The organism is Achromobacter sp. DMS1 (genome assembly GCF_001270295.1).
Genome location: NZ_LHSJ01000028.1, coordinates 1 through 25,332, shown reverse-complemented (window position 1 = coordinate 25,332; position 25,332 = coordinate 1). Strand labels below are relative to the sequence as shown.

Here is a 25,332-nt window from a genome sequence, read left to right as displayed (position 1 = left end):
CTCGCCAGGCGGTTCCACCGACGTATTCGGGCGCCGCTACGGGCAGGCCATGGGACAGCGCCTGGGCCAGAGCGTGGTGGTGGAGAACAAGCCGGGCGCGCGGGCGCCATCGCGGCGATGGCCACGCTGCGCGCGCCGGCGGACGGCTACACGCTGATGCTGGGCACCTCCAGCAACACCACCGCCGGTCCCGCCACCAACCCCGCCTTCGAATACGACCCGCGCAAGGACTTCTCGGCCATCGGCATCATGGGCGTGCAGCCCATGGTGCTGGCCGTCAACCCCGGACTGCCGGCGCACACGCTGGCCGAACTCGTCGCGCTGCTGCGCGCCAATCCCGGCAAGTACTCGTATGGTTCGGGCGGCATCGGCGGCATCTCGCACCTGACCGGCGAGTTCTTCAAGGATCGCGCCGGCGGCCTGAAACTCGAGCACATCGTCTACAAGGGCAGCGGACCCGCATTGCAGGACCTGCTGGCCGGCCGCGTCCAGGTCATGTTCGACAGCGCGGTGCCTCACCTGCCGTTCGTGCAGGCGGGCAAGGTCCGCATCCTGGCGACGTTCTGGCCCAAGCGCATCGGCGCCCTGCCCGACGTGCCCACGACGCGCGAGGCGGGATATCCCGATCTCGTGTCCGCCACCGCCCTGTTCCTCCTGGGGCCGCGGGGCATTGCGCCCGAAGTCTCGGGCCGCCTTCAGGGCGCGTCCCGCGAGACGCTGTCCGATCCGGCGTTCCGCCGCGGCATGTCGGAAATGGGGATCGAACCGCCCGACGAAGTGTCCGCGGCCTCCGCGGCCCGGTACATCGCCGAGGACATGGACAAGTGGGCCCGCATCGCCAGGAACATTTCACTGCAACTCGGCTGAACGCCAGCCGCAAGGAGAGCCCCATGCTGTTTCTGGTCATCAGTTCGCCGCGCCCCGAGCGCCCCTCGTCCATGCGCCCCGGCCAGAAAGCCTATTGGGATTGGCTCAACGGGCTGGAAGCGGCCGGCGTGGTCCGGCACGTGTGGAACAAGGTCGGCCGCGGCGCCATCGTCGTGCTGGAGGTGGACTCGCACGAGAAGCTGCATGTGCTGCTGAACCAATGGGCCGAGCACGTGCCCGCCTCGTTCGAGGTGTATGCGGTAACGCCGAAATCGTTCCAGGAAACCATCGCGCGGCAGGGAACCAACCCGCTGGAACTGTGACGCGGTCCGCGCGCGGCGGTCTGGGCCGCGGCCGCGCGCGCAGGCATAATGCTTCGGTAGCGCCCCGCCGCAGGCACCCGCGGCCGGCGGAGCGCGGACCCGCATGCCGGAGGCCCGCAGTGAACCTGCGCCAGTTGGAAGTCTTCCACGCCATCATCAAGGCCGGCTCGGTCACGGGCGCGGCCCGCGACCTCTGCGTCACGCAGCCGGCCGTCAGCGCGGTGCTGAAACATACCGAGCAGCAACTGCGCATGAAGCTCTTCGAGCGCATCGGCGGACGCCTGCACCCGACGCCGGAAGCCCTGGCGCTGCTGCCCGACGTAAACGACATCTTCGGGCGCGTGCAGGCGGTCCAGCGCGTCGCCCAGGAACTGCGCGACGGCAGGGCCGGCCAGCTCGTCGTCGCCACCTCGCCCACGCTCGTCAACGCGCTGCTGCCCGAGGCCGTGGCGGCGCTGCGCAAGCTCAGCCCCCAGCTCGGCATCTACGTGCGCTCGCTGCCCACGCCGCTGGCCATCGACAGGGTGTCGCGCCGCGAAGCCGACATGGGCGTGGTGTACGCGCCGGTCGAAGACCCCGCGGTGGACACCACGCCGCTGGCCAAATCCGAGATCGCCTGCGTGGTGCGCAAGGACCATCCGCTGGCCTCGCGCCGACACGTCGACGCGCGCGTCGCTCGGCAGGGAACCCGTCATCTCGCTGGGCGCATCCACCCGCCTCGGGCAGGCCATCGCCCGAAGCCTGCAAGCGCCGCTCCATGGCGCCGCCGGCCGTGGGCATCGAGGCCAGCTCGTCGCTGACGGCCTGTCTCATGGTGAAGCACGGCGCGGGCGTGGCGCTCGTGGACCGCCTCAGCGCGCTGCCGGCCGGCCTGGACGATCTGGTCTTCCTGCCGTTTCGGCCCCGCATCGAGTTCGGCGTGGTGCTCGTCTACCCCCGCGACCGCCCGCGCTCGCTGGCCGCGACGCGCCTGGCCGACCTGCTCGCCGACACCGCGCTGCGCGCCGGCTTCTAGCTTCCAGCCCGGACCGTCCCCGCGTTCCGCTATTCCGGCTTCAGGCCCGCCGCCCGGATCGCCTCGCCCCATTTCTTCACGTCGTCGCGGACCTCGCGGTCCATGGCGCCGGGCGTGTCCAGCGCGCGCTCCCAGCCCAGCTCGCGCATCTGCTTCTGCATGTCGGGATGGCCGGGCGGCGGCGGCCAGGGCCTGGTTCAGGCGGGCCACCACGTCGTCGGGCGTGCCGGCCGGCGCCATCAGGCCGTACCAGATGCGGACTTCATGGCCGGGCACCTTCTCCGCGATGGCGGGCGGGTCCGGCAGGCTCGCGACACGATGCGCGTCCGCCACCGCCAGCCCACGCAGCTTGCCCACGCCGATGTACGGCTGCGCCGGGTTGATGGCGGCCGACACCAGCGGAATGTGGCCGGCCAGCAGGTCGGACAAGGGCTGGCTCGAACCTTTGTAGGGCACGTGGGTCATGCGCGCGCCGGTCATGTGCACGAGCAGCTCCACGGCCAGGTGCTGCGGCGTGCCCACGCCGGGCGTGCCGTAGCTGACCTGGCCGGGATGGGCCTTCGCACAAGCCAGCAGCTCGTCCAGCGTGCCGAAGGGCGACGCGGGGCCGGCCGCCAGCACGATGGGCGACGTGGCGATGATGCCTACCCCGCGCTTATTGAGGTTCGATGCCCGCCTGCCTAACCTTCTCGCCCCACACCGATTTCTGCCGCGCCACGAAGGAGCCGAATGCCGCGGCCCGGGCCGGCGTGGGATCGGCGCCCATCTGCCTGAGCTTCTGCTGGATCTCGGCGGACGAAACAATGCGGTAGAGCGTGTCGGCCAGGCGCGCCGACACCGCCTCGGGCATCCTGGCCGGTCCGAATATGCCGACCCAGGCTGCCAGGTCGAAGCCGGGCTTGCCCAGCGCTTCGGACACGGGCGGCAGATCGGGCGCGCGCGTGCTGCGCCGCTCGGTGGACACCGCCAGCGCCCGCAGCGCGCCGCTCTGGATGTGCCCCGCCGCCGACGCCAGATCCACGAACATGAACGTGGTGCGCCCGCCGATCACGTCGGTCATGGCTTGCGGCGTGCTCTTGTAGGGAATGGCGGCGGCCTCCATGCCCGTTATCTTGTCGAAGGACGCCGCGGCGATCTGTCCGGTGCTGTTGCCGTATGCATAGTTCACCGCGCCGCGATGCGCCTTCCCATAGGCCAGCAGCTCGGCCACGTTCCTGGCCGGCACCTTGCTGCCCACCACCAGCACGAACGGAAAATTGCATACCTGCACCAGCGGGGTGAAATCGGCGACCGGGTCGTAGCGCAACTGCTTGAACAGGTAGGGATTGGAGGAATGCGTGGTGTTGGTCGCCAGCATGATGGTGTAGCCGTCGGGTTGGGCGCGGGCCACGAAATCCGAGGCGACCTGGCCCGAGGCGCCGGCCTTGTTCTCGACGATGACCGGCTGGCCCAGTTCGCCTTGCAGCTTTTCGGCGATCATGCGCGCCACGATGTCGCTGGCGCTGCCCGCGGCGAATGCCGTGATCATGTGCACCGGCTGCGACGGGTATGCGGGCTGGGCTTGCGCCGAGGCGCACGCGAGCGTGGCGAAGACGGCCGCGCACAGCTTTCCTGTTAGTGAATGCATGGTGTGTCTCCTTCGGTAGAGAGGCCCCCGCCATCTGCGCGCGGTGGGCCCGCGCCCTATTGCGGCGCGGGAACGTTCGCCAGGATGCGCTGGGCCTGCTTGAGGTGCGGGCGGTCCAGCATTTCCCCGTCGAGCTGCAGCGTTCCCACGCCGGGCGACTGCTCGAACGCGGCCACGATGCGGCGGGCCCGCTCGATGTCGGCCGCGTCCGGCGTGAACGCCTGGTTGATCGGCGCCACCTGGTCGGGATGAATGGCGATCTTTCCGCTGAAACCCGCGCGCCGGGCGCTGGCGGCGTCCTTGGCCAGCCCTTCCGGGTCGCGGAAATTGCCCCAGATGGTGTCGATGGCGGGCACGCCCGCGGCATGCGCGCCCAGCAGACACAGCGAACGGGCCATGCGGTAGGTGAAGTCGTACTCGCCGTTGTCCAGGCGGTTGCTGGCCGCGCCCACCGCCGCCGCCAGGTCTTCCGCGCCCCAGGTCAGTCCGCGCAGGCGCGGGCTGCATCCCGCATAGCCGCCCAGCGTGAACATGGCCTGCGGCGTCTCCGTGGCCACGGGCATGATGCCGATGCGCCCAGGGCCAGGCCGTCGCGCGCTTCCAGCGCGCTGAGGTAACGGTCGAGCAGGACGATGTCGGCCGCGCCGTTGACCTTGGGCAGCAGGATGCCCGCGGGCGCGCGCGCGCCACCGCGGCCAGGTCGTCCAGCGCCAGCCCGGAGTCCAGCGGGTTGATGCGCACCCAGAGCTGCGCCGCCGCGCCCCGGTTGGCCTCCAGGTACTCGCGCACCATGCCGCGCGCCAGCGGCAGCCGCGAAGCCTCGACCGAATCCTCCAGGTCGAGGATCAGGGCGTCGGCGCGGCGCCCGCGGCCTTGGCCTGCTTGCGTCGCTGTCGCCGGGCACGAACAGTAAAGATCTCAAAGGCATGGGAACTCCCGTCAATGGTTGGTGTTGCGGTCCGCTCAGCATCCGCGGAAATGCGGCTTGCGCCGTTGCGCGAAGGCTTTCGTTCCTTCCTGCACGTCTTCCGAGGTCTGCAGCGCCGCAGGAAGACCTGCTCCATGCGCAGCCCCGCAGCGAGGTCCAGGTCGCGGCTGCGCAGCGCCAGCTGCCTTTGGCGGCCTGCACGGCCAGCTGGCGCGTTGGCGGCCAGGCGGCGCGCGTACGCCATGGCGGCGTCCATCAGTCCGTCCGCCGGCACGACCTGGTTGACCAGCCCCCAGCGCGCCGCCGTGGCGGCATCGAACCTGTCGCCGATGAGCAGCATCTCCATGGCGATGGCGTGGGGCAATTGCTGGATGATGCGCTGGGTGCCGCCGTTGGCCGGAAACACGCCCCGCTGCACCTCGCTCAACCCGAAAACGGCCGACTCGCAGCAGACGCGCAGATCGGTGGCCAGCAGCAAGGTCATGCCCCCGCCCAGGCAATAGCCGTTGACGGCCGCCACCACGGGTTTCCAGAGTTCGATGCCCCGGTTGAGCAACTGGTCTTGCTGGGTGCGCATCAGGCGCCCAGGCCGGGCGGCGCGCCGATGAAGGACTTGAGGTCGGCGCCGGCGCAGAACGCCTGGTCGCCCGCGCCGGTGACGACGGCCACGCGGATCGCGTCGTCGTCGCGCACGCGCTGACGGCCTGCGACAGCAGCGCGTAGTGCTCGGCATCGAGGGCATTGCGTCTTTCGGGCCGGTTGATGGTGATGGTGGCGACGCCGTCGCCGACGGAAAAGTCGATGGACACCGGGTTGTCTCCTTCTATGACGCCGCGGTCCGCGGGCGGACCGGGCCGGCCGGGGCTCAGGCTTGCCCGGCGATGCGGTCTATGTCTTGCGGGCCGTAACCCAGCGAAGCGAGGATCTCGCGCGTGTGTTCGCCCAGCGCGGGGGCGGCCGCTGCGGCGGCGGGGCGCTCGCCGTCGAACCGCAGGGGCTGGGACACCACCCGCAGCTGCGCATCCGCGCCGCGCGGCAGCTTCTGGATCATGCCGCTGGCCAGGGTGTGCGGATGCGCCAGCACCTCGGAAACGCCCAGGATGCGCGCACGGAATGCCCACGCGGGAAAACCGTTCGATCCAGGCGTCGCGCATGTCGCGCGCCAGCAGCGCGGCCACTTCGGCCAGCACTGCCTCGCGGTGCGCCACGCGCCCGGCATTGGTGGCATAGCGGGCGTCTTCCGCCAGGGCCGGCGCGTCCACCTCGCGGCAGAATGCCTGCCACAGGGTGTCGTTGGCCACGCCCAGCAGAATGGGGCGGTCGCTGGCCTGGAACACCTGATAGGGGCACAGCGACTCGTGGGCGGAGCCCCAGCGCCGCGGCTCGGCGCCGCGCTCCCAGAAGCTCTGCATGACGTAGGCCATGAACGCCATCGAGGTGTCGAACAGCGACGCTTCGATGCGCGAACCTTTGCCGGTGCGCAGGCGCTTGACGGCCGCCGCCAGGATGCCGATGGCCGCGTGCATGCCGGTGGCCTGGTCGATGGGCGAGATCGGGCTGCGCACGGGCGGCCCGTCTTCCTCGCCGGTCAGCGCCATCATGCCGCTGAACGCCTGCAGAATCACGTCGTAGCCCTTGCCGTCGCGCAGCGGCCCCTGGCTGCCGAATCCGGAAATGCTGCAATAGATGACATCGGGACGCAGCGCCGCCGCGCTGTCGTAGTCGATGCCCAGCCGCCGCGCCACGCCCGGCCCGAAGCTCTCGACCACGATGTCGGCGCTCGCCAGCAGGCGCAGCGCCGCTTCCCGTCCGGGTTCCGACTTCAGGTCCAGCGCCACGCTCCGCTTGTTGCGGTTGGCGCTGAGGAACACCGTGCCGTCGCCATCGCGAAACGGCGGCCAGTGCCGGGTATCGTCGCCGCGCGGCGATTCCACCTTGATGATCTCCGCGCCCATGTCTCCCAGGTACTGGGTGCACAACGGCCCGGCCAGCACCTTGGAGAAATCGACGACCCGCAATCCCTGCAACGCATCCATGCCTGTCTCCTTGCGCAGGTGCCGGCAATCAGAACGCGACGTTGTCGCGGCCCTTGGTCTGTATCATTTCGCGCGCTTCCTGCGGCGTGGCGATCTCCAGGGAAAGCTCTTCGAGAATGCGGCGGATCTTCGCCACCTGCTCCGCGTTCGAGACGGCGAGCCTGCCCTTGCCGGCGTAAAGGCTGTCTTCCAGCCCCACGCGCACATTGCCGCCCAGCAGCGCGCTCATGGTGACGAAGGACATCTGATGCTTGCCGGCCGCCAGCACCGAGAGGTAATAGTCTTCGCCGAAAAGACGATCGGCGATGGTGCGCATGTGCAGCAGGTTGTCGTGGTCGGCGCCGATGCCGCCCAGGATGCCGAAAATGCACTGCAGGAAGAACGGCGGCTTCACCAGGCCGCGGTCCGCGAAATGGGCCAGGTTGTACAGATGCCCGACGTCGTAGCACTCGAACTCGAAGCGCGTGCCCATGGCGGAAAGTTCGCCGATGCCGCGCTCGATCTGGCTGAACGTGTTGGAGAGAATGAAATCCCGCGTCATTTCCAGGTAGGGCTGCTCCCAGCTATGGCGGAACGCGCGGATGCGCTCGCCGGCGCCCGAGATATTGAAGTTCAGCGAACCCATGTTCATGGACGCGACTTCCGGCTGCGCCCATTTGGCCGGGGCCAAGCGTTCGTCCAGCGTCATGCCCAGGCCGCCGCCGGTCGTGATGTTGATGATGGCGTCCGTGCGCGCCTTGATGTCGGGCAGGAATGCCGCAAAGCGTTCCGGGCTCTGGTCGGGCCTGCCGGTTTCGGGGTCTCGCGCGTGCAGGTGCAGCATGGCCGCGCCGGCCTCGGCGGGGCGGCCACCGCGTCGTCGGCGATCTGCGCGGCGGTGATGGGCAGGTGCGGCGACATGCTGGGCGTATGAATGGAACCCGTAACGGCGCAGGTAATGATGACCTTCGGTGATTTCTTCATGATGTCTCCTCGCCTCGGCTTGCCGCCTCGGTTTCTGTGTTTGCCCATGCTAATATTCAACCAGTCAATGGTCAAACAATTAAAATCATGGCCGCGCCATGGAAAACCCTTAACTAGACGATCACGCCATGAAACCCGATTCCGCTCGCACGGCGGCGTTGCCGCAACTCGATACCCTGCGCATCCCCAAATCCTGCGACGTCCTGGCCGACCATCTGCGCCAGAAGATCCTGGACGGCAGTTTTCCGGACGGCGCCATGCTGCCGGGCGAGCGCGACCTGGTGGAGCAGACCGGGCTGAGCCGGGGCTCGGTGCGCGAAGCCCTGCGCATCCTGGAAGCGGAGGGCCTGGTGAGCACCCGCCCGGGCCGCTACGGCGGCTCGCGCGCCACCCGGCCGACGGGCTCCACGGTATCGCGCCAGATCGCCCTCTTCGCGCGGGGCAGCCGCCTGCCGCTGGCTTCCATCATCGAGGCGCGCGAGGCCATCGAGCCCCCCATCGCCGAACTCGCGGCGCGGCATCGCACGGACGAGGATCTGGCCACGCTGCGCCAGATCGACGCCCGGCTGCGCGAAGCCTATGCCGACGTTCCCCGCTATCTCGCGGAAAACGTGAACTGGCATTGCGCGCTGGCCGCGGCCAGCCGCAATCCCCTGCTCGAAGCCTTCATGCGCTCGATCGCCAACCTGATCCACGAAGCGTCCGCCCTCAAGGACTTCGCCACCGACGAAGTGCGCAGCCTGGTGCTGCAGGCCCACGCCCGCATCCTGGACGCGGTCGAGAAGCAGGACGCGGACGCGGCCCGGCGCCGCATGGCGCGCCACGTCCAGGCCTATTCGGTTCATCTGCGCAGCCTCCTCGATCGACAGGACTGAAGCGGCGCCCGCGGAGCGCGGCGCTCATGGCGAAGCGCCGGGCCCGGACGCGGGCGCTAGTACGACTTGGGCAGCCCGAGCACGCGCTCCGCGATATAGCTCAGGATCAGCTGGATGGACACCGGGGCGATCCGCGGCAGCATCGCCTCCCGGAAATATCTCTCCACGTGGTATTCCTTCGCGTAGCCCATGCCTCCGTGCGTGAGGACCGCGGTTTCGCAAGCGCGGAAACCCGATTCGGCGCAGAAGAACTTGGCCGCGTTGGCTTCGGCGCCGCACGGCAGCCCCTGGTCGTAGAGCCAGGCCGGGCGGCGGCGGCAGCCGGGCGGCGTCATCAACCTCGTGCCCAAGCGCGCGCCCAACGACCCGCTCACCCGCGTCACCACGGGCATCACCGACAACGGCCAGGTCCAGCTCTCCACCGACATCGCCCGCCGCTTCGGGCCGGACGACAGCACGGGGATCCGGTTCAATGCCGGCCAGACCAGCGGCGATACCGCCGTGGACGACGGTCATTCGCGCACCAGCGTGTTCGCCCTGGGCCTGGACTGGCGCTCCGCCGACACGCGCCTGTCGGCCGACATCGGTTGGCAGGAGAACAAGCTGAAGCGGGCGCGGCCCAACGTGACGCTGGGCGGCGGCGTCACCAGCGTGCCCGACGCGCCCGACGCCAGCTCGAACTTTGCGCAGCCGTGGTCCTATTCCAACGAACGCGACGTGTTCGGCACTTTGCGGGCGGAGCACGATTTCAACGACAAGCTGACGGGCTGGGCCGCTTTCGGCATGCGCCGCAGCGACGAGGCCAACTCGCTGGGCAATGTCACGGTGAATAACGGCAGCACCGGCGACGGCACCTTCTACCGCTTCGACAACACGCGCGAAGACCGCATCGACACCGGCGAAATCGGCCTGCGCGGCAAGCTGCGCACCGGCCCGGTCGGACACGAAATCGTCGCCTCGGCAGCCTTCTTCGACCAGAAGACGCGCAACGCCTACGTGATGGACTACACCAACACGTTCCCGACCAACATCTACGATCCCATCTCCTACGACAAGCCCGCCTTCAGCGCGGCTGCGCTGCGCGGCAACGATCTGGACGATCCCGGCCTGCAGCGCCGCGTCCGCACCAGCAGCTATGCGATCGGCGACACGCTGTCGTTCCTCGACGATAAGGTGCTGCTGACGCTGGGCATTCGCCATCAGCGCCTGTCCTCGCGCAGCTATGCCTACAACACCGGCAAGGAAAACGACGCGTACGACGGCAGTCGCAATTCGCCGGCTGCGGGCCTGGTGGTCAAGGTGGCTCCCAGCGTGTCGCTGTATGCGAACTACATCGAGGCGCTGGTCGCCGGCGACACCGCGCCCGAGACGGCCAACGGCAGGCCCGTGCCCAACGGCGGCACCAGCCTGGCGCCCTACGTTTCCAAGCAGAAGGAAATCGGCGCCAAGTACGAGGGCGACGGGCTGGGCGCGGGCCTGGCGCTGTTTTCGACCGACAAGCCGCGCGCGACCTATGACGACAACAACAACTTCACCGCATCGGGCAAGGATCGCCACCAGGGTGTCGAACTCACGTTCTACGGCGAGGCGACACGCAGCGTGCGCGTGCTGGGCGGCCTGACCTGGCTCGACGCCAAGCAGCGCTCCACCGGCGATTCCGATATCGACGGCAACCGCGTTATCGGCGTGCCGCGCTTCCAGGCCAACCTGGGCGTGGAATGGGATATCCCGGGCGTCGAGGGGCTGACGGTCGACGGCCGCATGGTCTACACGGGCTCGTCCTATGCCGACGACGCCAATACGCTCAAGGTGCCGAGCTGGACGCGTTTCGACGCCGGCGTGCGCTACATGATGGACGTGAACGGCCACCTGGTTACCCTGCGCGCGCGGGTGGAAAACATCGCCAATCGCGACTACTGGTCGTCGGTGGGCGGCTATCCGGGCAACGGCTACCTGGTGCTCGGCAACCCCCGCACCTTCATGTTCAGCGCCAGCATGGACTTCTGACCGCATTCGGGCGCAACGGCAAGCCGGGCCGGCCCGCGAGGGCGCCCGGCCTTTTTTTGCGCGCGCCGCAAGCCGGCGCCGCCTCACCAGAACCAGCCGCCGCGCGTCAGTTCGCCTTCGCACTGCCGGTACTGCGCGGCGAACCGTTGCGCGCGCGCCTGCACCCGCTGCGACACCTTCTTCAGCCAGGACTTGCGTTCGTAGCTGCGGTTGCGGTAGCCGGTCCAGCCTTCGTGATAGTTGAGATACTGGCCGTAGGCGTCCCATTTGGAAACGCCGTTGATGCGCTGGGTCTTGTTCATGTACCAGCCCATGAAGTCCATCGCGTCGGCGAAATCGTCGCGGCTCGAGGTCCAGCCGCCGGCCTCGCGCTTGTAGTCGGCCCAGGTTTCGTCCTTGGCCTGCGCATAGCCATAGGCCGAACTCACGCGGCCCCACGGGATGAAGCCCAGCAGGTAATCGCGCGGGGGCAGGGCGTCGTGCCGGAACGACGACTCCTGGTACATCATCGCCATGGGCACCGGCACCGGCGCGCCCCATTTCTTCTGCATCCGCAAGGCGGCGTCGTGCCAGTCCGGCTTCTCGCGGAAAATTTCGCACAGGTTCTCCGGATCGGAGGGCGGCGTGGCGGCGCAGCCGCACAGGAGCAGAACGAGGGGCGCGGCCAGGTGCCGGAACATGGACTGCGGTTCTCCAGGTAAGCGCGTCCGGCATATGCGGACGGCGGATGGCGTCGTGGCCGCAATTGTATGCAAGCGTACTGGCCGGAGCCGCCCGCGCGGCCAGTCGCGCTCAGGCGAGGCCGGGCGCGCGGCGCCCAGGTGCCGCAAGCAGGCCTGCGCAGCGGCGCGGACACCTCGGCCCAGTCGCGCACGCACACGCACAGCCGCCGCCGGGCCTAGGCGTCCGACAGCGCCAGCACGCGGCAGGCATGGCGTCGACGCAGGCGGCCGGCCGGGCCCCGCGGCAGAATGCCTACTCCACGCCATGGGACACCATGTCAAACACGCCCTCGAAAGTTTTCATGCGGATGCGCAGCTTCAGGCTGCGGCCCGCCGCGCGGGCGTGTTCTTCGATGTGGTCCTGCAGCGCATTGCCCGGCGCCAGTCCGACATAGGGTTCGTCGAGCACCTCGGCAAACGGAACCGCCGCGGCCCGCTGCGCCAGCCGGTGGCCGGGCGGCACGATGAGCGCCAGATGATCGCGGGCCACGGGCTGCAGTTGCAGGCCGCCGGCGTCCACGGCGTCCGACACGATGCCCGCCCTCGGCCCAGCCCCGCCGCGACCGCGCCCACGATCTCCACGCTGGTGCGCTCCTTGAGCTCCACGCGCAGCCCCGGGCGGGCGGCCAGCCATGGCGCGAGGCGGGGCGGCAGGAATTCCGCCAGCGCGGCGGTGTTGGCATACAGGTGGATGGTGCCTTTGGCGCCTTCCGCGTAATCGTGCAGCTCTTGCCGCAGCCGGGATGCTGGCGCAGGATCAGCCGCGCATGGTGGGCCAGCGCGTCTCCCGCTTCGGTGGGCGTCACGCCGCGGTGGCGGCGCTCCAGCAGGCGCACGCGGTCGCGTCCTCCATGGCGCGCAGGCGCTCGCTGGCCGAGGCCAGCGCCAGGTGCGCGCGCGCGCGCCCCGGGTGATGCTGCCTGCGCGTCCACGACGCACAGGAAAAGACGGAGGTCGGAAAGATCGAGCCGCATGGAAGGCCGTGCCTGGGTTGCTTCGGTCGAGCCGAAGGCAAAAGCGGAAAAACCACATTGTGCCAAAGGTGGGGCGGGTTTCAAATGCCGGCATGAACGAACCGACGCTATCCCTTCTGGCGCTGCTGCTCGCCACCTTCGTCGCCGCCGGCCTGGTGAAAGGCGTGACCGGCATGGGCCTGCCCACCGTGGCCATGGGCGTGCTGGGCGCCCTGATGACCCCGGCAGCGGCGGCGGCCCTGCTGGTGATTCCCGCTTTCGTGACCAATGTCTGGCAATTGCTCGCCGGCCCTTCCGTGGCGGCCCTGGCGCGGCGTCTCTGGACCATGATGGCGGGCATCGTGGCGGGCACGGTGGCGGGCTCGGCCATGCTGGCCCGGGTCGTCCCCGCTGGTCCGGCCTGGCGCTGGGCGTGGCCCTCACTCGGCTACGCTGCCTGCGCGTGGGCCTCGCCCGCGCTGTCGGCGCCGGAACGCGCCGAACCCTGGCTGTCTCCCGCTGTCGGCCTGCTCACCGGCCTCATCACGGGTGCCACCGGCGTCTTCGTGATGCCGGCCGTCCCCTATCTGCAGTCGCTGCGGCTGGACAAGGACGACCTGGTCCAGGCGCTGGGCCTGTCTTTTACCGTGTCCACGGCGGCGCTGGCGGCCGGCCTCATGGTTCACGTGCGCGTTCGCGCGGGCGAGCTCGGACTGTCCGTGCTGGCGGTGGCGCCGCGCTGCTCGGCATGCGGCTGGGCCAGCAGCTGCGGGCGCGCATCAGCCCGGCGCTTTTCCGCCGCTGCTTCCTGCTGTTTCTCATGCTGCTCGGACTGGAACTGGTGGCGCGGCCCTTTCTCCCGTAGCCGCCGCGCGGGCAAACAAGAAGGCCCCGGCGCTCGCGCGCCGGGGCCTTGCTGCGGGCTTGCCGCCGGATCTCGCCGGCGGCAGGTTCGCGTCTTACATCTCGACCACGTCGGCCACGTCCTTGTAGTCGGCGATCTTGTCGAAGTTCAGGTACTGGTAGATCTGGTCGCCGCTCTTGTTGATGACGCCCATGTCGGCCATGTACTCGTCCTTGGTCGGGATGCGGCCCAGGCGCGAGCAGATGGCGGCCAGTTCGGCCGAACCCAGGTAGACGTTGGTGTTCTTGCCCAGGCGGTTAGGGAAGTTGCGGGTGCTGGTCGACATCACGGTCGCGCCCTCGCGCACCTGGGCCTGGTTGCCCATGCACAGCGAGCAGCCCGGCATTTCGGTGCGCGCGCCGGCCGTGCCGAACACGCCGTAGTGGCCTTCCTCGGTGAGCTGGGCGGCGTCCATTTTGGTGGGCGGCGCCACCCACAGCTTGACCGGGATGTCGCGCTTGCCTTCCAGCAGCTTCGACGCGGCGCGGAAGTGGCCGATGTTGGTCATGCAGCTGCCGATGAACACTTCGTCGATCTTGGCGCCGGCGACTTCCGACAGCGTCTTCACGTCGTCGGGGTCGTTGGGGCAGGCCACGATGGGCTCGTGTACGTCGGCCAGGTCGATCTCGATCACGGCGGCGTACTCGGCGTCGGCGTCCGGCTCCAGCAGCTTGGGATCGGCCAGCCAGGCTTCCATGGCCTGGATGCGGCGACGCAGCGAGCGCTCGTCCTGGTAGCCGTTGGCGATCATCCACTTCAGCATCACGATGTTGCTGTTGATGTACTCGATGATCGGCTCTTTGTTCAGGCGCACCGTGCAGCCGGCGGCCGAGCGTTCGGCCGAGGCGTCGGACAGTTCGAACGCCTGTTCCACCTTCAGGTCGGGCAGGCCTTCGATTTCGAGGATGCGGCCGGAGAAGATGTTCTTCTTGCCTTGCTTGGCCACCGTGAGCAGGCCCTGCTTGATGGCGTACAGCGGAATGGCGTTGACCAGGTCGCGCAGCGTGACGCCGGGCTGCATCTTGCCCTTGAAGCGCACCAGCACCGATTCGGGCATGTCCAGCGGCATCACGCCGGTGGCGGCGGCGAAGGCCACCAGGCCCGAGCCGGCGGGGAAGGAGATGCCGATGGGGAAGCGGGTGTGCGAGTCGCCGCCGGTGCCCACGGTGTCGGGCAGCAGCATGCGGTTGAGCCACGAGTGGATCACGCCGTCGCCCGGGCGCAGCGAGATGCCGCCGCGGGTGCTGATGAACTCGGGCAGCGTGTGGTGCGTCTTGACGTCCACGGGCTTGGGATACGCGGCGGTGTGGCAGAACGACTGCATCACCAGGTCGGCCGAGAAGCCCAGGCAGGCCAGGTCTTTCAGCTCGTCGCGGGTCATGGGGCCGGTGGTGTCCTGGCTGCCCACCGAGGTCATCTTCGGTTCGCAGTAGGTGCCCGGGCGCACGCCCTTGCCTTCAGGCAGGCCGCAGGCGCGGCCGACCATCTTCTGGGCCAGGGTGTAGCCGCGGCCGGTGTCGGCTGGATCCTTGGGCAGGCGGAACAGGGTGGAGGGCGGCAGGCCCAGCGCTTCGCGCGCCTTGGCCGTCAGGCCGCGGCCGATGATGAGCGGAATGCGGCCGCCGGCGCGCACTTCGTCGAACAGCACGTCGGACTTCACCTGGAACTCGGCGATGACGTCGCCGTTCTTCAGCGCCTTGCCTTCGTACGGGCGCAGTTCGATCACGTCGCCCATTTCCATCTTGGAGACGTCCAGCTCGATGGGCAGGGCGCCCGCGTCTTCCATGGTGTTATAGAAGATGGGGGCGATCTTGCCGCCCAGGCACACGCCGCCGAAGCGTTTGTTCGGCACGAAGGGGATGTCTTCGCCGGTGAACCACAGCACCGAGTTGGTGGCCGACTTGCGCGAGGAGCCGGTGCCCACCACGTCGCCCACGTAGGCGACCAGGTGGCCCTTTTCCTTCAGCGATTCGATGAATTTCACGGGGCCGCGCTTGCCGTCTTCTTCCGGCTCGAACGCCGCGCCTTCGCGCTTGTTCTTCAGCATGGCCAGCGCGTGCATGGGGATGTCGGGGCGCGTGGTGGCGTCCGGGGCGGGCGACAGGTCGTCCGTGTTGGTTTCGCCCGGCACCTTGAAGACGGTGATGGTGAGGCTCTCGGGCAGCTCGGGACGGCTGGTGAACCATTCGGCGTCGGCCCAGCTTTGCAGCACGGCGCGGGCGTTGGCATTGCCCTTGTCGGCCTTTTCCTTCACGTCATGGAAGGCGTCGAACATCAGCAGGGTTTTCTTGAGCGCCTCGGCGGCGATGGCGCCGACTTCGGCGTCGTCCAGCAATTCGATCAGCGGGCCAATGTTGTAGCCGCCGAGCATGGTGCCCAGCAGCTCCGTCGCCTTGGCGCGGCTGATCAGCGGACACGCTTCCTTGCCCAGGGCCACGGCGGCCAGGTAGGAGGCCTTGACCTTGGCGGCATCGTCCACGCCGGCCGGCACGCGATGGGTCAGCAGCTCGACCAGGTTCTGCTCCTCGCCGGCGGGCGGGTTCTTCAGCAGTTCGATCAGTTCGGCGGTTTGCTTGGCCGAAAGGGGCAGGGGAGGAATCCCCAGGGCCGCGCGTTCGGCGACGTGTTGGCGATAAGTTTCCAGCATGTGAGGCCTGCTCAAAAGTCGGGTTGGAAGAAAGGTTGTGGCAGGAATTGTAGAAGCAAGACGGGGCTGGGAGCAAACGTCTTATATCTTATATAAGACTTGCGGCAGCGTTGTTGCGCACCTCCAACGGCGCGCCCGGCCGTCCGCCCGGTTCAGGGCGCGGGCGCATCGCACACGATGGCCACGCGCGTGAAATTGGCGCCGTATTGATTGACGTTGAGCTCGAAGGGCGCGCTGTCGCCGGGCTTCAGGCCCGGCAGCCGGATTTCCTTGGCGACGGCGCCCGTGAGCTGGCCGCGGTCGTCGTACAGCGTCGCCCACAGCGTCGCGCGGTCCACCGGGCGGGTATCGTCGTTGCGGATTCTGCCCTGGACGATGACGTATTTGTAACGGAAGCGCTGCGTGAAGTTCAGCGTGCCCGTGCCGATCCTGGCCTCGGTGCGGTCGAGCACGACTTCCAGGCGCGGCCGGGAGCCCGGCAGGGCTTCGCGCCGGGCGGGCCGCCAGTCTGCCTTGAATTCCGTGAAATCCCCAAAGGCTTCGCCCGAGAGTTCCAGGGGAACCCGTTCGCCTGGGTACAGGCGGTCCGGCAGCTTCCAGGCGGAATGCAGCCGCAATTCGCGCGCGCCCGCGTAGACGCGGATGGCCGCCTGCGGCGCCAGCGCGATGTCCTGCTTGCTGGTGTTGGCGATTTCCAGATAGAGACGGGGCCGGCCGATTTCGTCGATCAGCCGCCGCGGCGGCGAAATGCTGAGCGCGGCCGGGTCGAACAGGCGGAAATTCTCGTCCAGCAGTTCCTGCGCAGTCAGGCGCAGGTGCTCGATTTCCCGCACCTGCGCGGGCGAACGCGCACGGTGCGGCCTGCGGCGGGCGCTCCCGCCGCGGGTTCCCCGGCCGTGGCCGGGGCGGGAGCCGGCGCGAACAGGAATACGCCGCGGCGAGACGCGGCGAGCAGGGCTGGGCGGCTAGCTGTCACTTTGCACCATATAGTCGTAATAGGCGATGGGCGCATCGGCCAGCATCGCGCACTGCACGTCGAAAATCGTGGTTGCGCCGGGAGCCAGGCTGCCCGCCGAGCCATAGCCCGCGCCGGTGCCGATGATGCGGCCTTCGCGGTCGTACAGCATGACCACCACGCGCAGCCCGCTGGCGGTCTGCGCATCGGCGTTTTTCAGCAGTCCCACCAGCCGGTAGCTCCGGTCGTGCACGAGCTGCACCTTGCCGGCCTCGATCTTGCGGCTCGGCCCGGCAGACGGATAGGGCTGCGTCACGCTGAGCGCGTAGCGCGTGTGCGGAGTGGACGGGAGGTCCACCAGCACCGGCGTGTATTCGCCCGGCTGCAGCACGGAGGCCAGCGGCGAGCCGTAGGCCGGGGACAGCGTCAGCTCGTCCTGGAAGAGCTCGGCTTTGACGCGCGGCGCGTTGATCTTCTGCCCCGTTTCGTTGCGCATCAGCATCACCAGCCGCTGCCGCCCGTCTACCGTCAGTTCCTGGACGTCGCTCAACCTGATTTGCGACGGATCGATGGCCGGCGCGGCCGTCCGCGCGGGGGCGCGACGGCGGGGCGCAGTCCGTCCACGGCCAGCCAGGCGGCAATGGCGGCCACGACCGCCACGCCCGCGGCCAGCACGGCGGCCGGAGCGCGCGAACGCGGCACGGCAGCGGGCGCCGGCCGCATGCCGCGCAGGATCTGTTCGAGGCGTTCGGCCACGCTGTCTTCGACCAGCGTGACGGCATGGCAGTGGTCGCAGCGGTACTCGCGCGGCGCGAGCCGCGTGAACTGGCCGCTGCCGCAATTGGAGCAGGTGAGGGTAACGGTATTGATGGTGGCGTGCCGGGCTTTCATGGTGGCGGGTAAAGCGGGGCCGGACCGGCCTCAAGGGCCGACAGCATACCGGCGCCGGCGGGCGCGCTCATGCGCGAAAGCGTCTATTTGTTACAAATTTGCACCGGATCCGGCCCGCACGGGCCGGTGCCACGCCGGTGCTATGATTCCGCGCTTCCCAGAAGACGCTTTCCCAAGACAGCACGCCGTACCCACGTCTTCCCCAGGCCCGCGCGCGCCGACGGGGCGGAGCCGGGGCAGCACTGGCTCTGCCGCATGAGTATTTCCCAACACTTGCTGTTCATGGCCTGCGTTGCGCTGGCCACCTATGCCCAGACCATGACGGGTTTCGCGTTCGGTCTCGTGCTGCTCGGCCTGTCGGGCGTGTTCCGCCTGGCGTCCGTGGCGGACGTGGCCAACGTGGTGAGCGTGCTTTCGCTGGTGAACGCCGCGGCCACCCTGCTGCGCAGCCGGCCCGAGGTGAACTGGGCGCTGCTTGCGCCGGCCCTGGCCGCCAGCCTGGCCGGCGTCGGGCTGGGCGTGACGGCGCTCAACTGGATCAGCGGCGAAATGGCGGTGCTGCTGCAGTTGCTGCTGGGCGTCACCATCCTGGCCTGCGCGGTCCTGCTCGTGTTGCGCACCCGGCCCCTGGCGCGGGTGTCTTCACGCGGGGCTTTCCTGTTCTTCGGCGGCATATCCGGCGTGCTGGGCGGCCTGTTCTCGAGCGCCGGCCCGCCCATGGTCTATCACCTGTACCGCCAGCCGCTGCCGCTGGCGGCCATCCGCAACAGCCTGCTCATTCTTTTCTCGCTCAATGCCTTGCTCAGGCTGACGCTCGTGACCGGGCAGGGCGCGTTCACGGCGGTGTCGTTCTGGCTCAGCCTGCAGGCGTTTCCGATCGTGCTGGCCGTGACGTGGTTCGCGCGCCGCTATGCCTCGGCCGGATCCATGCACACCGTCAGGCGCATGGTGTTCGTGCTGCTCGTCGCGGCGGCCTGCGGGCTCATCGTGCCGGCCTTCGCGCGCGCTCGCGGGCTGAGCCCGCGCAGCGGCTCAGCGCTCTCCCGAAATGTAGCGCTCGAGTTCGGTGATGATGAATTTCTGCTCCTTCATGACGTCGCTCACCAGGTCGCCGATCGAAACCAGGCCGACCAGCTTGTTGTCCTGGATGACGGGCAGATGGCGGAAGCGGCGTTCCGTCATCAGCGCCATGCAGTGTTCGCGCGTGTCTTCGGGACGCACGTAGTACACCGGGTCGCTCATGATCTCGCGCACGAGGGTGGTGCGCGACGAGCGGTCCTGCAGCACGATCTTGCGGGCGTAGTCGCGCTCGGTCAGCATGCCCACGACTTCGTCTCCCTGGGCCACCACCACTGCGCCGATGCCGCGCTCGGCCATGGTCTTGATGGCGTCGAACACCGATGAGTCCGGCGAAACCGTCACGACCGACTGGTTGGCCTTTTCCCTGAGAATCTCTGCAACCTTCTTCACGATGTACCCCCGTCTCTCTGGAGAAAATCGGACCGCGGCGAACGAGAGCCGCGCGCGGCTGGCAGGCAACGCGTCTCCATCCTAAGCCTGGGGGACGGTTTGCCGCAAGCGCCGTCCGCCGCGTTGTCATATTTCTTGGATTCCGTAACGCTTGCGCTGCCGACAGGCCGTCCGCGCCGGCCTATCATGATGCGTTCCTGCGGACCCGAGGGAGGCGCGGCATGAGCTACGAGCTTTGGTATTGGGACGGCATACCGGGCCGGGGGGAATTCGTCCGGCTGGCGCTGGAGGCGGGCGCATTCCTTACCGGGAATGCGTGCGAGAAAGCCCGGACGGCGAGGAGGCGCTGCTGGCCGACATGCGCGCCCGCCGCGTGCACCCGCCTTTCGCCCCGCCCTATCTGGTGGCCGACGGCCTGGTGCTGGCGCAGACCGCCAACATCCTGCTTTACCTGGGGGAAAGGCACGGCCTGGCGCCGGCTTCGCTCGAAGGCCGACTGTGGGTCAACCAGCTGCAGCTCACCATCGCCGACATGGTGGCGGAAGCGCACGACACGCACCATCCGATTTCCGCCAGCGCCTATTTCGAAGAGCAGAAGGACGAGGCGATCCGCCGCGCCAAGGTGTTCCGCGGCGAGCGGATTCCCAAGTTCCTGGGCTATTTCGAGCAAGTGCTTTCCGGCCCCGAGGCATGGATGGCCGGCGGCGATCGCTGGTCCTACGCCGACCTGTCGCTCTACCATCTCGTGGACGGGCTGCTCTATGCCTTTCCCAAGCGCATGGGCACGGTGGCCGCGCGTTTCCCGAACGTCATGGCCCTGCATCGGCGCGTTGCGGCCTTGCCGGAACTGCAGGACTATTTTTCCAGCGGCCGGCGGCTTCCGTTCGGCGAGGGCATTTTCCGGCGCTACCGCGAACTGGACGGCAAGTAGGGGCGGCGGCGCGAGGACTTTGCCGGCGTGCCCGCCCATCCCTCAGCCCGCCCGCACCTGGAGATCCGCGCTTCATGTCCGACCTGCAGAAAATCAAGCTCGCCCTGCGCCGCTTCGCGCGGGAGCGCGAATGGGAGCCGTTTCACAGCCCCAAGAACCTGGCCATGGCGTCGCCGGCGAGGCCGGCGAACTGGTGGCGCTCTTTCAGTGGCTGACCGAAGCGGAGTCGCGCGCGCTGCCGCCCGCCCGGCTCGCGCAGGCCGCCGACGAGATCGCCGACGTGCAGATGTACCTGGTGGCGCTGGCGGACCAGCTCGGGGTGGACATCCCCAGCGCGGTGGCGGGCAAGATGGCGCGCAACGCGTTGCGGTATCCGGCGGCGGAATTCCGCGGCAGCGCGCGCCGGCACGACGAACCACCAGACTGAACCGGGCGCTCAGAGCACCTTGCTTTCGTGGTGGACCTGCGGCGGCTCGACGAAGAATCCGCCCACGAGCTTGCGCCATTCCTGGAAGTCGGCCGACTCGCGGAAGTCCACCATATGGTTCTCCACCGTTTCCCAATCGACCACCAGCGTATAGCGCTGCGGCTGTTCGATGCTGCGGTACAGGGCCACGCCATGGCATCCGCGCGCCCGCAGAAAGAGCGGCCTGGCCTGGGCGACGCCCTGCTCGAACAACGATTCCTGGCCTTCTCGCACGTGGATGCTGGCAATTTCCTGGATCATGGGGAATGTCTCCGCTGTGTTCGCGATGAGCCGGGGCGCGTTTCGGCCCGGGCAGTGCGGTAGTATCGCTGAAAATCCGGCCCTGCGCCGCGCGGCGCAGGGCGCGTTTCCCTTCATGCCCGCCGGAGTTTTTTCTTGGCTCGACTCATCTATGCCCGCTTTCTCTGGTACCTGGGTGTGGGCGTCCTGGCCGCCGGAGCGCTGGTGCTGCATACCGGCGTCAGCCCCGATACGACGCTGGTCGCCATCGCCGCCTACCTGCTGCTTTCGGTGCTCGAGATGCGGGCGTGGCTGCGCTGGCGGTGGCGCGCGCGCTTGACCTGGAAGCTCGACAGCAGGCGGTTGCCCGCCGCGGGCGCGCCGTACAGGTAGTCGCCCCGCACATCCACAGTGAGCGGCTCGTCGGGCGCCAGCACCGGCTGCGTCGAAGTGAGCAGCAGCTTCATGCGCTCGGGCAGGAACTCCTCGACCTGGAACTTCCAGGACGCGTCGGCGTTCCTGGCGGACGGGTCGACCCGCAGCTCCAGCAGCCAGGAGCCGGTCTGGGCGTCCGGCGGCAGCTCGATGGCGTGCTCCACATAGCCCGGCAGGTCTTGGGCCGGATGCCAGAGCGAAGTCTGCACCACGCGGCCGTCGGGACGCTTGAGGGTGGCGGTGAGCGGCGAAGGCGCGAGCGGGCGGCCGTCGAGGTCGCGCGGCAGCACCGACACCTGGAAGGTTTCGCCCGGGCGGTACAGGTTGCGGCCCGCGTACACGAAGAGGCTGTTGGGACGCGAGACGTGGCCGCCGATGTCGAACTCGGACAAGTCCAGCGCCGGTTCGCCCAGCGCGAGCACCGTCATTTCCTTGCCGCGCGAGGCGCGGATGACGCGCGCATTGGCGAAGCTGCCCTCGAAGCGCACGTGGCCGTCCTTGCCGGACGCCGCCTTGGCCAGCGCCTTGCCGGCGCCGTCCACCAGCTCGAACTGCGCGCCGGAAATGGCCTGGCCGCTCTTGAGCGACACCGAATACGCTTCGATGCGGTCGGCGTAGCGGCGCGCATGCAGCCCGATGTCGCTGACGTAGAAATAGGTGACCTGGTACTCGTAGCGGAACCGGCCGGGCTGGCTCATGACTGCGATATAGATGCCGGGCTCCTGCAGCTCCTTGATGCCTTCCACCGGCAGGAACGTCACGTGGCGGCGATTGGGCTTGTCGTCGGTGAGGAAGCGGCCCTGGTAGACGCTGGTGGTCAGCGTGTTGAGCCGGTCCAGGTCCCAGTTGCTGACCGAACCTTTCAGGCTGCGGTTGTCCGCGTAGCGCCAGCCGTCTTCCTCTTCTCCCTCGTCTTCGTCGTCCGCCGCCGCGCCGCCGCGGCCCACGCCCAGCACTGTGTCGAACAGTTCGGGCACGCGCTCGGGCGCGACGCGCAGAAACTGCACGTCCACCTCGGGCACGTTGACGGTGGCCACCGGCAGCCCGCCGTTCTGGCCCGCCGGCAGCACCACGCCGCGGCTGGCGAAGTAGAACGAAGGCGGCATCGCCTGCGTACTGACCTGGCAGTTCGAGGCCGAGGCCAGGCTGGCCTTGCCGCCCGCGCCCGGCAGACCGGCGCGGATGGAAATGGCGTAGGCGCGCTGCGGCTGCACATAGGGGAAATACACCATGCGGGGGGTTGTCGCCCACCACCCAACTTGCCCTTCAGGATCTTGCCCTTGGGCGCGGCGTCGCCCGGCCGCACCGAGGCGGGCTGGTCGCCGGGCGCTGCGGCGCTCTCGGGCGCCATCCTCGTCGCGCCTGGCCGCGCCGGTGTCGGTCACCTGCAGAAAGCTGTCCAGGTCGGCCTTGGCGTCCACCGGCTGGGTGAACGTCACCGCCAGCGCCAGCGCGTCGTTATATTGGCGCGGCTGGCAATTGAGCGCCGCGAAGGGGTCGGCCTCGCCCACGACGGCGCTGGCGGGCAGCGGAGGCTGCGCGGGCTGGGCCGGCGCGGTCGCCGCCGCGCCCGGGGCCGCCGACGCGCGGTTCGCGCCCGCGCCGGGCTGGCCCGGGTTGCCCATCCACCAGCCCACGCCCACGGCGCCCGCCACCACGATGGCGCCGGCAATCGCCAGCCAGGTCTTGCTGAACTTTCCACTCACGGCGACTCTCCCCGCTTACTTCGATACGACGCTCCTTTGCGGCGGAGCTGCCGACCCGCTGGCGTCCGGCCATGCCGAGGCCCGAACTGCACCGGCGCCGCCATGGCGCGGTACGACAATGACAACGCCGCCCGGGGGCGGCGCTTGTTTCTGGTTTTCTCTTACACGGGTTCCATCACGCACTGCAGCGGATGCTGGCGCGCGCGGGCATATTGCCCCACTTGGGCGATGCGCGTGGCCGCGACGTCGCGCGGATAAACCCCGCACACCCCGCGTCCTTCGTGATGCACCTGCAGCATGATGCGCGTGGCTTCTTCGTGATTCTTGTTGAAGAACTTCTGCAGGACTTTCACCACGAATTCCATCGGCGTGTAATCATCGTTCAACAGCACGACCTGGTACATCGGCGGCGGCGCAACTTTCGCCGGCGCCTTTTCGACGGCCAAATCGTGCTGGGTATCCAAGGTAGAACTCATAGCGCGCGTATTCTATTTAAACGGGGAACGATCTGCTGGCAACTTACCAAGAATTACACGTAGAAATGCGTAGTTTCCATACTTGACGCGACAAAGAAAAGCGGCGCATTATCCACGCATTCTGGGGGGTTTTCTACAGGAAAAATCTGCCAGAAAACCGGAGGGGGGACAGGGGTCTAGACCGCAATGCCCTTCTGTCAAACATACGATTCAGTGAGGCAGTCCGCATGTCTGATACGACCGCAACCGCCGTCCAAGGGGACAATCCCAAATCGACGGGCACCGTCAAATGGTTCAACGATGCAAAGGGGTTCGGCTTCATCACGCCCGACGACGGCGGTGAAGATCTCTTCGCCCACTTTTCGTCCATCCAGATGAATGGTTTCAAAACCCTGAAGGAAGGCCAGAAAGTCGCCTTCGAAATCATCCAGGGGCCCAAAGGCAAACAGGCGCTGAATATCACTGCGGCCTGAGCGCCCTATGGCGCGGCAGGCTTGTTGCGCCATAATCCGGGGCGGCTTTCGAGCCCCGCCCCGTTGTTTTTGCGCGGACGCAACCGTGGATGTCATCGCGGATGCCGCCGCGCAACGCACGGCTCCAGACATGCCGGCGCGCCCGCGCCCGCATGCCCTCGCTGCTACGCAGTTCCTCATTTTTACTACCGCATCGCCTCATGCTGAAAAACGCCGTCCTGTTTCCGATCCGCCGCATGCAATCCGCCATGGCGGTCCCGAGAGCGGCAAAGGCGGCGCTGGCCGCCCTTGCGCTGGCCATCGCCGCGCCTGCCCACGCGCAACCGGCCGATGGCCCGCAGCCGCGCCTGCCCGTGGTCCAGCTCTCGGCAGGAATCCATATTATCCACGCAGAAGTGGCCGACACGGAATCCACCCGGCGCGCGGGGCTGATGTTCCGACGCGAACTGCCGGGCAACGAAGGCATGCTGTTCGTCTTCGAGAACCCCGACGTGCAGTGCTTCTGGATGCGCAACACGCTGGTGCCGCTGTCCATCGCCTTCATCGCCGATGACGGCACCATCGTCAACATCGACGACATGGCGCCCCAGACCGACGACGGCCACTGCGCCAAGAAACCCGTGCGCTACGCGCTCGAAATGGCTCAGGGCTGGTTCGCCGAGCATGGCGTGTCGGCGGGCCGGAAAATCGACGGCCTGCCCTGAACAGGGCCTTTTTCACCGGAGAGCGGCCGCCGCCCAAGAAAAAGAGCCCTGACGGGCTCTTTTTCTTGACGTTCATGGCGCGTCTGACAGGCCGGGCGCGCCATGAACGCCCGGAAACATCCCAAGGCGCTCAGACCCGCTCGAGGACCAGCGCGATACCCTGCCCCACCCCGATGCACATGGTGCACAGCGCATAGCGGCCGCCGCTGCGGTGAAGCTGGTTGATGGCCGTGGTGGCCAGGCGGGCGCCGCTCGCGCCCAGAGGGTGGCCCAGCGCGATCGCGCCGCCGTTGGGGTTGACGCGGGGATCGTCGTCGGCGATGCCGAGCTGGCGCAGCACCGCCAGGCCCTGGGCCGCGAAGGCCTCGTTCAGTTCGATGACGTCCATCTGGTCCAGCGTCAGGCCGGTCTGGGCCAGCACCTTGCGCGTGGCGGGCGCCGGACCGATGCCCATGATGCGCGGCGCGACGCCGGCCGTGGCCATGCCGACCACGCGGGCGCGCAGGCGTGAGGCCGTGGCTGGCGGCGGCCTTCTCGCCGCCAGCAGCAGCGCGGCCGCGCCGTCGTTCACGCCCGAGGCGTTGCCGGCCGTAACCGTGCCGCCTTCGCGCACCACGCCCTTCAGCCTGGCAGCGCTTCGAGGCTGGTTTCGCGCGGATGCTCGTCCTTGGACACGACGATGGGGGTCGCCCTTTTTCTGGGCAATGGACACCGGCAC

The 25,332-nt window shown here is 68.5% G+C and carries 22 protein-coding genes and 12 pseudogenes; 13 read left to right on the top strand and 21 right to left on the bottom strand.

Features of this window, described 5'->3' with window-relative positions; genetic code table 11:
• Positions 1-24: 24 nt before the first annotated feature.
• The 4 genes from AD428_RS05575 (at position 25) to AD428_RS28770 (ending at position 2,205) form a co-directional block, all read left to right on the top strand.
• Positions 25-867 carry a Bug family tripartite tricarboxylate transporter substrate binding protein gene (locus AD428_RS05575; protein WP_082308278.1) on the top strand — a complete coding sequence of 281 codons (843 nt, stop codon included), beginning with the start codon at positions 25-27 and terminating at the stop codon, positions 865-867.
• A gap of 23 nt (positions 868-890) precedes the next feature.
• Positions 891-1,190 carry a DUF3303 family protein gene (locus tag AD428_RS05570; RefSeq protein ID WP_053244484.1) on the top strand — a complete coding sequence of 100 codons (300 nt, stop codon included), beginning with the start codon at positions 891-893 and terminating at the stop codon, positions 1,188-1,190.
• 119 nt (positions 1,191-1,309) lie between these two features.
• Positions 1,310-1,990, top strand: a complete 681-nt coding sequence (locus tag AD428_RS28775) for a LysR family transcriptional regulator (RefSeq protein ID WP_053244483.1) — start codon at positions 1,310-1,312, stop codon at positions 1,988-1,990.
• Positions 1,948-2,205: a LysR substrate-binding domain-containing protein gene (locus AD428_RS28770; RefSeq protein ID WP_053244482.1), complete on the top strand. Its 258-nt coding sequence runs from the start codon at positions 1,948-1,950 to the stop codon at positions 2,203-2,205. The genes AD428_RS28775 and AD428_RS28770 overlap by 43 nt, the downstream gene beginning before the upstream one ends.
• A 29-nt stretch (positions 2,206-2,234) precedes the next feature.
• Here the strand turns inward: AD428_RS28770 and AD428_RS28765 are convergent, their stop codons facing one another.
• From AD428_RS28765 to AD428_RS05530, 9 genes and pseudogenes are all read right to left on the bottom strand, one after another.
• A complete protein-coding gene (locus tag AD428_RS28765) occupies positions 2,235-2,366 on the bottom strand; it encodes a hypothetical protein (RefSeq protein WP_255352185.1) in 132 nt (43 codons plus the stop codon).
• Between the two features lie 34 nt (positions 2,367-2,400).
• Positions 2,401-2,826, bottom strand: a pseudogene (locus AD428_RS29285) (tripartite tricarboxylate transporter substrate-binding protein); the annotation flags it as partial.
• Between the two features lie 34 nt (positions 2,827-2,860).
• Positions 2,861-3,832: a Bug family tripartite tricarboxylate transporter substrate binding protein gene (locus tag AD428_RS05550; RefSeq protein ID WP_053244480.1), complete on the bottom strand. Its 972-nt coding sequence runs from the start codon at positions 3,830-3,832 to the stop codon at positions 2,861-2,863.
• Positions 3,833-3,888: 56 nt separating this feature from the next.
• Positions 3,889-4,395, bottom strand: coding sequence for an HpcH/HpaI aldolase/citrate lyase family protein (locus tag AD428_RS28760; RefSeq protein WP_255352184.1), 507 nt, complete (start codon positions 4,393-4,395; stop codon positions 3,889-3,891).
• 163 nt (positions 4,396-4,558) lie between these two features.
• Positions 4,559-4,642 (bottom strand): annotated as a pseudogene (locus AD428_RS28755) (hypothetical protein); the annotation flags it as partial.
• A 35-nt stretch (positions 4,643-4,677) separates the two neighbouring features.
• Positions 4,678-5,337 carry an enoyl-CoA hydratase/isomerase family protein gene (locus AD428_RS05540; RefSeq protein ID WP_235489237.1) on the bottom strand — a complete coding sequence of 220 codons (660 nt, stop codon included), beginning with the start codon at positions 5,335-5,337 and terminating at the stop codon, positions 4,678-4,680.
• Positions 5,337-5,453 (bottom strand): enoyl-CoA hydratase-related protein, encoded by a 117-nt coding sequence (locus AD428_RS27520; protein WP_235489234.1) that lies wholly within the window; start codon positions 5,451-5,453, stop codon positions 5,337-5,339. The genes AD428_RS05540 and AD428_RS27520 overlap by 1 nt, the downstream gene beginning before the upstream one ends.
• A 172-nt stretch (positions 5,454-5,625) precedes the next feature.
• A pseudogene (locus AD428_RS05535) lies at positions 5,626-6,796 on the bottom strand (CaiB/BaiF CoA transferase family protein).
• 28 nt (positions 6,797-6,824) lie between these two features.
• Positions 6,825-7,759: pseudogene (locus AD428_RS05530) on the bottom strand (3-keto-5-aminohexanoate cleavage protein).
• Between the two features lie 128 nt (positions 7,760-7,887).
• On the opposite strand from AD428_RS05530, the gene AD428_RS05525 reads away from it, so the two are divergent.
• The gene (locus AD428_RS05525) at positions 7,888-8,634 is read left to right on the top strand and encodes a FadR/GntR family transcriptional regulator (protein ID WP_053244479.1); all 747 of its coding nucleotides are present in this window, start codon (positions 7,888-7,890) and stop codon (positions 8,632-8,634) included.
• A gap of 56 nt (positions 8,635-8,690) precedes the next feature.
• Here AD428_RS05525 and AD428_RS05520 read toward each other — a convergent pair.
• Positions 8,691-8,948: pseudogene (locus AD428_RS05520) on the bottom strand (acyl-CoA dehydrogenase family protein); the annotation flags it as partial.
• Here AD428_RS05520 and AD428_RS05515 point away from each other — a divergent pair.
• Positions 8,933-10,641, top strand: a pseudogene (locus tag AD428_RS05515) (TonB-dependent receptor); the annotation flags it as partial. The pseudogenes AD428_RS05520 and AD428_RS05515 overlap by 16 nt on opposite strands.
• An 83-nt stretch (positions 10,642-10,724) precedes the next feature.
• Here AD428_RS05515 and AD428_RS05510 read toward each other — a convergent pair.
• A complete protein-coding gene (locus AD428_RS05510; protein ID WP_053244477.1) occupies positions 10,725-11,321 on the bottom strand; it encodes a hypothetical protein in 597 nt (198 codons plus the stop codon).
• A 295-nt stretch (positions 11,322-11,616) separates the two neighbouring features.
• Entirely contained in the window at positions 11,617-11,895 is a 279-nt protein-coding gene (locus tag AD428_RS27515; RefSeq protein ID WP_235489196.1) for a LysR substrate-binding domain-containing protein, read from the bottom strand.
• A gap of 211 nt (positions 11,896-12,106) precedes the next feature.
• Here AD428_RS27515 and AD428_RS27510 point away from each other — a divergent pair, with 211 nt between their 5' ends.
• Together AD428_RS27510 and AD428_RS05500 are read left to right on the top strand one after the other, a co-directional pair.
• Positions 12,107-12,277, top strand: a complete 171-nt coding sequence (locus AD428_RS27510) for a hypothetical protein (RefSeq protein ID WP_235489193.1) — start codon at positions 12,107-12,109, stop codon at positions 12,275-12,277.
• Positions 12,277-12,984, top strand: a pseudogene (locus tag AD428_RS05500) (sulfite exporter TauE/SafE family protein); the annotation flags it as partial. The gene AD428_RS27510 and the pseudogene AD428_RS05500, both read left to right, overlap by 1 nt.
• A 291-nt stretch (positions 12,985-13,275) precedes the next feature.
• Here the strand turns inward: AD428_RS05500 and acnB are convergent.
• The 4 genes from acnB to AD428_RS05480 form a co-directional block, all read right to left on the bottom strand.
• Complete coding sequence (gene acnB, locus AD428_RS05495; protein WP_053244476.1) at positions 13,276-15,867, bottom strand: bifunctional aconitate hydratase 2/2-methylisocitrate dehydratase; 2,592 nt, start codon at positions 15,865-15,867, stop codon at positions 13,276-13,278.
• 152 nt (positions 15,868-16,019) lie between these two features.
• The gene (locus AD428_RS05490) at positions 16,020-16,700 is read right to left on the bottom strand and encodes an FxLYD domain-containing protein (RefSeq protein WP_053244475.1); all 681 of its coding nucleotides are present in this window, start codon (positions 16,698-16,700) and stop codon (positions 16,020-16,022) included.
• 132 nt (positions 16,701-16,832) lie between these two features.
• Entirely contained in the window at positions 16,833-17,372 is a 540-nt protein-coding gene (locus tag AD428_RS05485; protein WP_053244474.1) for an FxLYD domain-containing protein, read from the bottom strand.
• A complete protein-coding gene (locus AD428_RS05480) occupies positions 17,369-17,713 on the bottom strand; it encodes a hypothetical protein (RefSeq protein ID WP_053244473.1) in 345 nt (114 codons plus the stop codon). The genes AD428_RS05485 and AD428_RS05480 overlap by 4 nt, the downstream gene beginning before the upstream one ends.
• 255 nt (positions 17,714-17,968) lie before the next feature.
• On the opposite strand from AD428_RS05480, the pseudogene AD428_RS05475 reads away from it, so the two are divergent.
• A pseudogene (locus AD428_RS05475) lies at positions 17,969-18,709 on the top strand (TSUP family transporter); the annotation flags it as partial.
• A gap of 36 nt (positions 18,710-18,745) precedes the next feature.
• On the opposite strand, the gene AD428_RS24430 reads toward AD428_RS05475, so the two are convergent.
• Positions 18,746-19,183, bottom strand: coding sequence for a CBS domain-containing protein (locus tag AD428_RS24430; protein WP_082308280.1), 438 nt, complete (start codon positions 19,181-19,183; stop codon positions 18,746-18,748).
• 221 nt (positions 19,184-19,404) lie between these two features.
• On the opposite strand from AD428_RS24430, the pseudogene AD428_RS05470 reads away from it, so the two are divergent.
• Positions 19,405-20,114: pseudogene (locus AD428_RS05470) on the top strand (glutathione S-transferase).
• A gap of 74 nt (positions 20,115-20,188) precedes the next feature.
• Positions 20,189-20,541, top strand: a pseudogene (locus AD428_RS05465) (nucleotide pyrophosphohydrolase).
• Positions 20,542-20,550: 9 nt separating this feature from the next.
• Here AD428_RS05465 and AD428_RS05460 read toward each other — a convergent pair.
• The 3 genes and pseudogenes from AD428_RS05460 to clpS form a co-directional block, all read right to left on the bottom strand.
• Positions 20,551-20,841, bottom strand: coding sequence for an antibiotic biosynthesis monooxygenase family protein (locus AD428_RS05460; RefSeq protein ID WP_053244472.1), 291 nt, complete (start codon positions 20,839-20,841; stop codon positions 20,551-20,553).
• Between the two features lie 302 nt (positions 20,842-21,143).
• Positions 21,144-22,916 (bottom strand): annotated as a pseudogene (locus AD428_RS05455) (MG2 domain-containing protein); the annotation flags it as partial.
• A gap of 206 nt (positions 22,917-23,122) precedes the next feature.
• Positions 23,123-23,437, bottom strand: coding sequence for an ATP-dependent Clp protease adapter ClpS (gene clpS / locus AD428_RS05450; RefSeq protein ID WP_053244471.1), 315 nt, complete (start codon positions 23,435-23,437; stop codon positions 23,123-23,125).
• A gap of 227 nt (positions 23,438-23,664) precedes the next feature.
• Here clpS and AD428_RS05445 point away from each other — a divergent pair, with 227 nt between their 5' ends.
• Together AD428_RS05445 and AD428_RS05440 are read left to right on the top strand one after the other, a co-directional pair.
• Positions 23,665-23,910, top strand: a complete 246-nt coding sequence (locus tag AD428_RS05445; protein ID WP_006220277.1) for a cold-shock protein — start codon at positions 23,665-23,667, stop codon at positions 23,908-23,910.
• 236 nt (positions 23,911-24,146) lie between these two features.
• A complete protein-coding gene (locus AD428_RS05440; protein ID WP_369798703.1) occupies positions 24,147-24,614 on the top strand; it encodes a DUF192 domain-containing protein in 468 nt (155 codons plus the stop codon).
• 130 nt (positions 24,615-24,744) lie between these two features.
• On the opposite strand, the pseudogene AD428_RS05435 reads toward AD428_RS05440, so the two are convergent.
• Positions 24,745-25,332 (bottom strand): annotated as a pseudogene (locus AD428_RS05435) (3-oxoadipyl-CoA thiolase); the annotation flags it as partial.

Excerpts from the sequence above, each read along its gene's own strand:
- AD428_RS05570 (WP_053244484.1), top strand. The coding sequence starts at position 891 with ATGCTGTTTCTGGTCATCAGTTCGCCGCGCCCCGAGCGCCCCTCGTCC.
- AD428_RS28770 (WP_053244482.1), top strand. The coding sequence starts at position 1,948 with ATGGCGCCGCCGGCCGTGGGCATCGAGGCCAGCTCGTCGCTGACGGCC.
- AD428_RS28765 (WP_255352185.1), bottom strand. The coding sequence starts at position 2,366 with ATGCAGAAGCAGATGCGCGAGCTGGGCTGGGAGCGCGCGCTGGACACG.
- AD428_RS05550 (WP_053244480.1), bottom strand. The coding sequence starts at position 3,832 with ATGCATTCACTAACAGGAAAGCTGTGCGCGGCCGTCTTCGCCACGCTC.
- AD428_RS28760 (WP_255352184.1), bottom strand. The coding sequence starts at position 4,395 with ATGCCCGTGGCCACGGAGACGCCGCAGGCCATGTTCACGCTGGGCGGC.
- AD428_RS05540 (WP_235489237.1), bottom strand. The coding sequence starts at position 5,337 with ATGCGCACCCAGCAAGACCAGTTGCTCAACCGGGGCATCGAACTCTGG.
- AD428_RS05525 (WP_053244479.1), top strand. The coding sequence starts at position 7,888 with ATGAAACCCGATTCCGCTCGCACGGCGGCGTTGCCGCAACTCGATACC.
- AD428_RS05510 (WP_053244477.1), bottom strand. The coding sequence starts at position 11,321 with ATGTTCCGGCACCTGGCCGCGCCCCTCGTTCTGCTCCTGTGCGGCTGC.
- AD428_RS27510 (WP_235489193.1), top strand. The coding sequence starts at position 12,107 with ATGCTGGCGCAGGATCAGCCGCGCATGGTGGGCCAGCGCGTCTCCCGC.
- acnB (WP_053244476.1), bottom strand. The coding sequence starts at position 15,867 with ATGCTGGAAACTTATCGCCAACACGTCGCCGAACGCGCGGCCCTGGGG.
- AD428_RS05480 (WP_053244473.1), bottom strand. The coding sequence starts at position 17,713 with ATGAAAGCCCGGCACGCCACCATCAATACCGTTACCCTCACCTGCTCC.
- AD428_RS05460 (WP_053244472.1), bottom strand. The coding sequence starts at position 20,841 with ATGATCCAGGAAATTGCCAGCATCCACGTGCGAGAAGGCCAGGAATCG.
- clpS (WP_053244471.1), bottom strand. The coding sequence starts at position 23,437 with ATGAGTTCTACCTTGGATACCCAGCACGATTTGGCCGTCGAAAAGGCG.
- AD428_RS05445 (WP_006220277.1), top strand. The coding sequence starts at position 23,665 with ATGTCTGATACGACCGCAACCGCCGTCCAAGGGGACAATCCCAAATCG.
- AD428_RS05440 (WP_369798703.1), top strand. The coding sequence starts at position 24,147 with ATGCAATCCGCCATGGCGGTCCCGAGAGCGGCAAAGGCGGCGCTGGCC.